This window comes from Streptomyces sp. CBMA291 (assembly GCF_014596525.1).
Taxonomy (GTDB): Bacteria; Actinomycetota; Actinomycetes; order Streptomycetales; family Streptomycetaceae; genus Streptomyces.
Map to the genome: position 1 here is coordinate 1 of NZ_MSJP01000071.1, position 8,732 is coordinate 8,732.

8 protein-coding genes are annotated in these 8,732 nt (G+C 73.5%); 5 read left to right on the forward strand and 3 right to left on the reverse strand.

From position 1 onward, the window contains the following. The coding region (locus BU197_RS17840) for a L,D-transpeptidase family protein (RefSeq protein WP_188269280.1) at positions 1-618 on the forward strand (618 nt) is incomplete at its 5' end. A 233-nt stretch (positions 619-851) separates the two neighbouring features. Here BU197_RS17840 and BU197_RS17845 read toward each other — a convergent pair. After that, on the reverse strand, positions 852-2,225 hold the full coding sequence (locus BU197_RS17845; protein WP_188269281.1) for an NAD(P)/FAD-dependent oxidoreductase: 1,374 nt from the start codon (positions 2,223-2,225) through the stop codon (positions 852-854). A 57-nt stretch (positions 2,226-2,282) separates the two neighbouring features. On the opposite strand from BU197_RS17845, the gene BU197_RS17850 reads away from it, so the two are divergent. Beyond that, positions 2,283-3,863 (forward strand): aspartate:alanine exchanger family transporter, encoded by a 1,581-nt coding sequence (locus BU197_RS17850; RefSeq protein ID WP_188269282.1) that lies wholly within the window; start codon positions 2,283-2,285, stop codon positions 3,861-3,863. 147 nt (positions 3,864-4,010) lie between these two features. Here BU197_RS17850 and BU197_RS17855 read toward each other — a convergent pair whose 3' ends face one another. Next, positions 4,011-5,186 carry a YncE family protein gene (locus tag BU197_RS17855; protein ID WP_188269283.1) on the reverse strand — a complete coding sequence of 392 codons (1,176 nt, stop codon included), beginning with the start codon at positions 5,184-5,186 and terminating at the stop codon, positions 4,011-4,013. 368 nt (positions 5,187-5,554) lie between these two features. After that, positions 5,555-5,830 carry a hypothetical protein gene (locus BU197_RS17860; protein ID WP_188269284.1) on the reverse strand — a complete coding sequence of 92 codons (276 nt, stop codon included), beginning with the start codon at positions 5,828-5,830 and terminating at the stop codon, positions 5,555-5,557. A gap of 192 nt (positions 5,831-6,022) precedes the next feature. On the opposite strand from BU197_RS17860, the gene BU197_RS17865 reads away from it, so the two are divergent. From BU197_RS17865 to BU197_RS17875, 3 genes are all read left to right on the forward strand, one after another. Continuing rightward, the gene (locus BU197_RS17865; protein WP_188269285.1) at positions 6,023-7,228 is read left to right on the forward strand and encodes a T4 RnlA family RNA ligase; all 1,206 of its coding nucleotides are present in this window, start codon (positions 6,023-6,025) and stop codon (positions 7,226-7,228) included. A gap of 3 nt (positions 7,229-7,231) precedes the next feature. Further along, positions 7,232-8,146, forward strand: a complete 915-nt coding sequence (locus BU197_RS17870; RefSeq protein WP_317452036.1) for an AAA family ATPase — start codon at positions 7,232-7,234, stop codon at positions 8,144-8,146. 58 nt (positions 8,147-8,204) lie between these two features. Beyond that, the coding region (locus tag BU197_RS17875; RefSeq protein ID WP_188269286.1) for a ribonuclease H at positions 8,205-8,732 on the forward strand (528 nt) is incomplete at its 3' end.

Below are 8,732 nucleotides of genomic sequence, written 5' to 3' on the forward strand. Positions count from 1 at the left end.
GCCCCGGCCACCACCCCCGCCCCCGCGCCGCGCCTGCCCGGCATCGGCCCGGCGACCCAGGACCTCGTCCCCGCCGGCACCACCCAGGCCCTCGTCGTCAGCGGATCCGCCGCCGACTCCTCCACCTCCACCGCGACCCTGTACGAACGCGGCCCCGACCGCCACTGGATCCCCACGGCGGGCCCGTGGCCCGCGCACAACGCCCTCAACGGCTGGACCGCCGACCACAGCGCCGGGGATCTGCGCACCCCCATCGGCGTCTTCCGGATCGGCGACGCGGGCGGCCGGCTCCCCGACCCCGGCGCCCTCCTCCCGTACGACCAGAACGAGGAGTTCGCGATCAGCGGCACCGGCTTCGGCGGCGAACCGCTCGAAGGCTCCTTCGACCATGTGATCGCCATCGACTACAACCGCGTCCCCGGCCGCACCCCCCTCGACAAGGAACGCCCCCTCGGCGAGGAGAAGGGCGGCGGCGTCTGGATCCACGTCGACCACGGCGGACCCACCCAGGCCTGCGTCGCCCTGGAACGCGAGGAACTCCGCGCCCTGCTCCGCGCCCTCGACCCGGCCAAGGACCCGGTCGTGGTCATGGGCCCGGCACCGGAACTGGCTCACTGACACGGGGGAAGGCACCGGCCACCGGGCGCGGGGTGGCACCGGGTGCGGGCGGCGGAGCCGGGTGGTGCGGGCGACGGCGCCGGGTGCGGGCGACGAGGCCGGTCACCGCACCTGCACCCGTACCTGCACCCGCTCCCGCGCCCACACCCGCGCCCGGCACCGGCCCCGCCGCACCCTCCGGCTCGGCTCCACCCCCGACCGTCCCTCCACCCCCGACCGCCCCTCCGGCTCGGCTAGCTCCCCCCGACCGCCCCCCGGAACGCGCCCATGTGACCGCGGACCTGCTCCGGCGTCAGATACGCGTCGGTGTACTCGAAGTCCCGCAGCGTCCCCGGCTTCGTCGACAGGAACCCGGTCCGTACGTAGTCGTCCCCGGCGACCGCGTTCAGCAGCCAGTTCGTCATCACCCGGGTCTTCGCCACGCCCGTCCGCAGCGCCGCCCAGTGGTAGGCGCGCGCCACGGCCTGCGCGGGCATGCCGTGCAGCTCCACCCCGAGCGGTTTCGACACCCCGTCCATTCCGCCGAGGTCGACCACGAGCCCCAGGTCCTTGTGGAGATACGGATGCGTCCGCTCCCCGCGCAGGGTCGCCACCAGGTTGTCCGCGAGGGCCTTGCCCTGCCGCATGGCGTGCTGTGCGGTCGGCGGGCAGATCGCCCCCTCCTCGTCCTTCGCCAGATCGGGCACGGCGGCGGCGTCGCCGAGCCCCCACAGCCCGTCGAACCCGGGGACCTTCATCTCCGCCGAGACGACGAGCCGCCCCCGGAACGTCTCCGCGCCCAGCGTCCCGATCAGCGGACTCGCCGCCACTCCGGCCGTCCAGATCAGGGTCCGGCTCGGCAGCGCCCGCCCGTCGGTGAGCGTCACCGTCTCGTCGTCGACCGAGGCCACCGACACCCCGAGGGACACCTCGATGCCCCGCCGGGTCAGGATCTCCATCGCGGCGGCGCCCAGCTTGTCGCCCAGCTCCGGCATGAGCTTCGGCGCGATGTCCACCAGATGCCACTTGATCAGCTTCGGGTCGAGACGCGGATACCGCTTGACCGCGTTGCCGGTGAGCAGCTGGAGGCAGGCGGCCGTCTCCGTGCCCGCGTAGCCGCCGCCGACCACCACGAACCGCAGCCGCGCCGCCCGCTCCTCCTCGTCGTTGCTCGCGTCCGCCAGGTCCAGCTGGGCGATGACGTGATCGCGGACGTACGCCGCCTCCGCCAGGGTCTTCATCCCACGCGCGTGTTCGGCGAGCCCCGGGATGTCGAAGCTGCGGGTGACGCTGCCGGGCGAGAGCACGAGATGGTCGTACGGCTCCGTCACGTACTCGCCCGCGATCGTCCGCACCACACACGCCTTCGACGCCGTGTCGATGCCCACCACACCGCCCGGCACGATCCGGGTGCGGTGCCGCTGGCTGCGCCGCAGCGAGAGCGCCACCGACTGCGGGGACAGCACCCCCGCCGCCACTTGGGGGAGCAGGGGCAGATACAGCTGGTACGAGAACGGCGAGAGCAGCGTCAGCTGCGCCTCCCGTTCCTCAAGCCGCCGTTCGAGCCTCCGTACGCAGGCCACTCCGGCGAAACCGGCGCCCACCACGAGAATCCTCGGTCGCGTCACGCTGTCCGCCTTCCGTAGGAACATGCAGAATGCCAGCTTTTATGGCTGAGTATCGCTATGTGGCAATTCTTCGCTGACTATCCGTGGTTCACCCTTTTTATCGTCATTGCGGCAGGATCGCTCCTCGGCATGGTCCGCTTCGGGCCGGTGAAGCTGGGCGCGGCCGGAGTGCTCTTCGTCGGGCTGCTGCTCGGCATGTTCGATCCGGACATCGGCCCGGCCGTCCCCGCGGGGCTCCCCGTACTCGGTCTCGCCCTGTACGTGTACACGGTCGGACTTGAGGCGGGACCGGCGTTCTTCCGTGAACTGCGGCCCCAGTTGGCGGTGATGATCGGAGCCGTCGTCGCGCTCGTCGTCACCGCGCTCGTCGTCGGCGTCCTCGGCAGCAAGGTCTTCGGCATCGGGGGTCCCTTCCTCGCCGGCGGCTACGCGGGCATCGGCACCACCACCCCCGGTCTCGCCGCCGCCCAGGCATCCTCGGCGGACCCGGCCCAGCCCGCCACCGGATACGCGATCGGCTACCCCCTCGCCGTCGTCCTCACCATCCTCTTCGTCGCGGTCATCGCGGGCGTCCGCAACTGGCCGGGCAGACGGGACCCCGGCACCGGACTCCCCGGCGAGCTGATCACCCGGACGGTGGACGTCACCCGGGCGGTCGCCTGGGCCGACGTCCCCGGCGCCGCCGACGGACGACTCCTCGTCAGCGCCCTGCGGAGCGCCGACGGAGTCCCCCGGGTCGCGCTGTCCCCCGGCACCTTCGCCCCCGGCGACCAGGTCGTCCTGGCGGGCGGACCCGAAGCCCTCGCGGCGGGGGTCGCCGCACTCGGCACCGAGGCATCCACCCACCTCCTCGACCGGCGCGACGTCATCGACTACCGGCGCATCCTGCTCACCAACCCCGACCTCGCCGGGCGCACCGTCGCCGAACTCGGCCTCGCCGAGCGCTACGGGGCCAAGGCCACCCGCGTCCGCCGGGGCGACCAGGACCTGCTCGCCCAGGAGGACCTGCTCCTCCAGCTCGACGACCGGGTGCGGGTCGTCATGCCCCGCGAGCGCACCGCCGAGGTGACCGCCTTCCTCGGCGACACCGAGGCCAAGGTCAGCGAGGTCAGCGCCGTCAGCATGGGCCTCGGTCTCGCCGCCGGGTTCCTCATCGGCATCCCGAAGCTCACCATCGGCTCCACGGTCCTCTCCCTCGGCACCGCCGCCGGGCCGCTCGTCATGGCGATGGTCCTCGGCCGGGTGCGCCGCACCGGCCCCCTGGTGTGGGTGCTGCCGACCCGCGCCAACCTCACGCTCCGCCAGATCGGCCTGCTGGTCTTCCTCGCCTGCGTCGGCCTCACCTCGGGATACGCCTTCCGCCACGACGCCTTCTCGATGTTCGGCCTCAAACTCCTGATCGTCCTGCTCGTCAGCGCCGTCCTCAGCTACGCCCTGATGGTCCTGATCGCCCGGCTGCTCGGCCAGAGCAAGCCCCGCACGATGGGGCTCCTCGCCGGGTACGTGGGCAACCCGGCCATCACCGCGTACGCCAACAGCCGGGTCTCGGACAGCCGGGTCAACACCGGGTACGCGACCCTGTTCGCCCTCGCGATCCTGGTCAAGATCGTCTGCATCCAGCTGATCGTGGGGCTCTGACCCCGCCCGGTCGCGCGGATCCGGCCACGATCGCCGGACCCGGGTTTCCGGTCCCCGGCTTTCGGCTTCCGGTCGCCGGAGCCGTGCGGCCGGGTTACGTTGCTCCGGGGACCCCGGCCGCCACGGCGTGCCGGGGCCGCCCGGTCCTCACAGGACCGCGATGCCCAACGGCCGGGAGCCCGCAGGCAGTCGGCGCGTGGCGCCGGATCCGAGGTCGACGACGCTCAGCACGTCCCGGAAGCCGTCCCGGGTGAACCCGCCCGTGACATAGGCGGTACGGCCGTCGGCGGAGACGGCCACGTTCTCGTGGGGCCCCTCCAGGGGGTACACGCGCTCGGTCCCGCCGGGCTCGCGCACGGTCAGGGAGGGCCCCTGGTCCTCGGCCGGGTCGATCGGCCCCGTCCCCACCACGAACAGCCTCCCGTCCGGGGTGACGGTGACGCCGTGCTGATGCGTGTCGGCCGTCATCGGCTCGATGACGGTCCGCCCGGTGCGGGGGTCGACCACGGCGAGCCGCTCGCCCTCGAAGGGGAGCAACAGCTTTCCGTCCGAGGGCCGGACGGCCGTGTAGTGCGGCTTCAGCCAGGAACCGAGCCCGCCCTCCGTACCGTACGGAGCGACCTCGACGCGGCGCGGCCTCAGCGTCGCCGCCGTGACGACGGTGACGTCGAAGGAGTCGTGGTTCGTCACGTACACCTCGGCGCCGTCCCGGGACACGTCCACGTCGAAGGGACGGCGGCCCACCGGCACGGTGCCGGTGACCCGCAGCGTCGCCGTGTCGACGACCTCCAGAGTGCCGTTCCCCCCGGGCACGTTGACGCCCACGTAGATCCGGCTTCCGTCCGGCGCGAGCGCGATGCCCATGCCGCCGCCCCGGTACTCGCCGGTGGTCACGGGCCCGGTGTCCGTCGCGTACGGCACGAGCGCCAGCAGCCGCCGGGTCCCGGTGTCCACCACCGCCACCCCCTCGGCGGTCGCCGTCCACGCCCGTCCGTCCCGGCCCACCACCAGCCCGTACGGGGCCGTGCCGACCCGCACGGAACCCGTGGCGCCCTTCACCGGGTCGACGAACGTCACCGTGTCGGCGCCGAAGTCGGAGACCAGCAGCGAACCGGCGGCGGCGCGCTCGGCCGGGCCGGGGGAGGGCGTCGTGGCGGGGGAGGGCGATGCCGTGGAGACGGAGCCGCCCACCGTCTCCCCGGTCCCGGCCGAGCGCGCCGCCTCCTCCCCGGGACCCCCGGCGCACCCGGTGAGCAGGACGGCGGAGACCGCCATGGGCACGAGCACCCGGGTGGCACGGGACGCACGGCGGAACTGCGGCATGACGGACTCCAGGGTCGGACGGAGGCTCGGGCGAGAGCGGGACGGACAGCGGGTACGCGCATCCGGTACGGACGGCGGTGGCCGCCGACCGGCGGGCACAGGCGACCACCGGCGGATTCCGGTGCTCGTCGGCGGACGCCGGCGGACCCCGGCGGACCCGGCGGATACCGGTAGTAGCCGACGCCGCCCGGAAGTTACCGGCAGTCACTGGGGGCGGGCGGCCACGGCGACTCGCTCGTACCCCCGCTTCGATCCTCCGCCCCGTCTCCGCCGACCCGGCCCGTCCCGGAAAACACCCGCTCACCCGCGAGAACCGTGCCGCCCCAAGGCACGACCCTCACCGGAAGGTGGTACGACGCACTCTGCCGTCAGCGCAGCGGCCGGTGCGGCATGACCGCCGCCGCCTGGCCCACCACACCCACGGGACCGCCGACGCCCATCGGCCCGCCCATACCCGGGTGCGGTACGCCACCCTGCTGCGGGGCCGCGCCCTGCGCGCCGGGAACAGGCTGCGGCGGTACCTGGATGTACCGGCTCAGATCCCGCAGGACCTGCTCCGCGACCTGGCGGACGTCAGCCGGAACATCCCCCCGCTCCCGTATGAGCTCGGCGTAGATCGGTGCCGTGCCGTCCGCGTGGTTCATGGGGCTCGCTTCCTTCTCCTGTGCCGGTGACATCACCGGCGGGCAGACGGCGAGTCTACGGGGCGCCACCGACACGCCCGGATCGGGAGCCCTGGGCACGGCGTCCGCAGCGCCCGGACGCCCGGGAAAATCGCTGGTCCAAGCCCCTCTCCCCGGCCGAGAATGGGTCAACGAACCCACGGGAGGGACCCCATGAGCCAGGCGACCCTGACTCTGCACGACCTGATGCCGTCCGGCGAACTCGCCGCCGCGCTCGAAGCGGGCCACATCACGCGCAAGCGGCACCCCGGGCTGCCGCTGTCGATCTACACGTACACCCGCGCGTGCCAGTACGCCCAGCACTGGAACGCGGCCACCACCCGATGCCGGGGCCTCGTCGCCGACGACGCCGGCCGGGTCGTCGCCCTGCCCCTCCCGAAGTTCTTCAACGTCTCCGAACACACCGCCGGACGCCCCTACGCGCCACCGCTGCCCGACGAACCGTTCGAGGTGTTCGACAAGGTCGACGGCAGCCTCGCCGTGGTCTTCCACTACGAGGACCACTGGCACGCCGCCTCCAAGGGCTCCTTCACCAGCGTCCAGGCGACCTGGACGCAGCGTAGGCTCGACGCCTCCGACACCACGGGCCTGACGCCCGGCGTCACCTACCTCGCGGAGATGGTCCACCCCGCCAACCGGATCGTCGTGAACTACGGCGACCGCCGCGACCTCGTCCTGCTCGCCGCCTTCGCGCCCGACGGCACCGAGACCCCCCTCGCCGAGGCCGCCGAGGGCTGGCACCCGATCGGCTCCGTCGTGGGCGCCCGGCCCTTCGACAGCGTCGCCGAACTCGTCGCCCTCACCGAGTCCGACACCCTCCCCGACGGGAGCCGCGCCACCGGCACCGACGCCGAGGGCTTCGTCCTGCGCTTCGCCTCCGGCCTGCGCGCCAAGGCCAAGCTCGCCGAGTACATACGCCTCCACAAGGTCCTCACCGGGGTCACCGAGCGGGACATCTGGCGCGGCCACGGCATCCAGCGCTTCGCCGCCCTGCCCGCCGCCGAGGTCGCCAAGGGCATCGGCTGCTCCGTCGCCGAGGTCGAGGCCGACGGCGGCAAGCCCCTGGACGCCCTCCTGGAGCAGGTGCCGGACGAGTTCGACGCCTGGGTGCGCGAGGTGGTCGCCCGGCTCGAAACCGCCGCCGCCGACCGCGAACGCGCCTTCGACGAGGCCTACGCGCCCCTGGCCCACCTCGCGGGGGACCGGGCCGCCTTCGCCCGCGCCGCCGCCCGGGTGCCCGACCGGGGGCTGCGCGCCGCGCTCTTCCTGCGCCTCGACGGACGCCCCACCGACCTCCTCGTGTGGCGGCAGCTGCGCCCCGAGACCTCGGACCCCTTCACCCACGACCAGGAGAACTGACCCGTGCCCGTCGTCCACGTCATGACCGGCCTTCCCGCCTCGGGCAAGACCACCGCCGCCCGCGCACTCCAGACCGCCGCCGAGGGCCGGATACGCCGCGTCAACCTCGACGATCTGCGCACCATGCTCGACATACCGGCGCCGGAGCAGGGCCGCTCGCACCAGCACGAGCAGACCGTGCTCGGCATCCAGGACGCCGCCGTCCGCGCGGCCGTCGACGCCGGCTTCGACGTCGTCGTCGACAACACCCATCTGACCCCGCACATCCCCAAGCGCCTGAAGGCCGCCGTCGCGGGCCAGGCCACCTTCACCGTCCACGACTTCACCGCCGTACCCGTCGACGAGTGCGTCCGTCGCGACGCGGCCCGTGAGCGGCCCGTAGGCGAGGACATCATCCGGCTGCTCGCCGACAAGCACGCCAAGGCCACCCGGAACGGCTGGCGGCTCACCGCCGACTGGCTCAACGACCAGCCCGCCGTCGAGCCCTACGTCCCCGACCCGACGCTGCCCACGGCCGTCATGTGCGACATCGACGGCACCCTCGCGCTCCGCGTCGACCGGGGCCCCTACGACTTCAGCCGCTGCGACCGCGACCTCCTCAACGCCTCCGTGCGCGACGCCCTGCTGGCCTTCCGGCACACCCAGCGCGACCGGATCGTGCTGCTCTCCGGCCGCAGCGAGGACCACCGCGCCCTCACCGAGGGCTGGCTCGCCCGCCATGAGGTCCCCTACGACGAACTGTGGATGCGCGCCTCCGGCGACGGACGCGGTGACGACCTCGTGAAGGCCGAACTCTTCGACGCCCATGTGCGCAGGCGGTACGCCGTCCGCGTCTCGCTCGACGACCGCGACCGGGTCGTCGCCCTCTGGCGCCGGATGGGCCTGCCCACTTGGCAGGTCAACTACGGCGCCTTCTGAGCCGGGGCGGCCAAGGGGAGGGGACGACCCCTCCCCGCGGCCGTGTCAGGATCGTGGGATGGTGGAAAAGATCATCGCGGCGTGCGACGGCGCGTCGAAAGGAAACCCCGGGCCCGCGGCCTGGGCATGGGTCGTCGGCGGCGCCGACGGGACGATCGAGCGCTGGGAGGCCGGGCCGCTCGGCCGGGCCACGAACAACGTGGCCGAACTCACGGCCCTGGAGCGACTGCTCGAAACGCTCGACCCCGCCGTGCCCGCCGAGGTCCGCATGGACTCGCAGTACGCCATGAAGGCGGTCACGACCTGGCTGCCCGGCTGGCGCCGCAAGGGCTGGAAGACCTCCTCGGGCAGCCCCGTCGCCAACAAGGACCTGGTGGTCCGCATCGACGCCCTCCTCACCGGCAGGGACGTCGAGTTCGTCTACACCCCCGCCCACCAGACGGACGGCGACCCCCTCAACGACGCGGCCGACCGCGCGGCCAGCCACACGGCCCGTACGCAGGAAGCCACCGGTTCCGACGCCGGAGCCCCGCTGCCGCCCCCCGAGGCGACGACACGCGCCTCCGCGCCCCGCGCGCGCTCCTCC

What these genes read in the sequence shown, in the direction of transcription:
- BU197_RS17860 (WP_188269284.1), bottom strand. Translation starts at nt 5,830, where the DNA reads ATGAACCACGCGGACGGCACGGCACCGATCTACGCCGAGCTCATACGG.
- BU197_RS17865 (WP_188269285.1), top strand. Translation starts at nt 6,023, where the DNA reads ATGAGCCAGGCGACCCTGACTCTGCACGACCTGATGCCGTCCGGCGAA.
- BU197_RS17855 (WP_188269283.1), bottom strand. Translation starts at nt 5,186, where the DNA reads ATGCCGCAGTTCCGCCGTGCGTCCCGTGCCACCCGGGTGCTCGTGCCC.
- BU197_RS17850 (WP_188269282.1), top strand. Translation starts at nt 2,283, where the DNA reads ATGTGGCAATTCTTCGCTGACTATCCGTGGTTCACCCTTTTTATCGTC.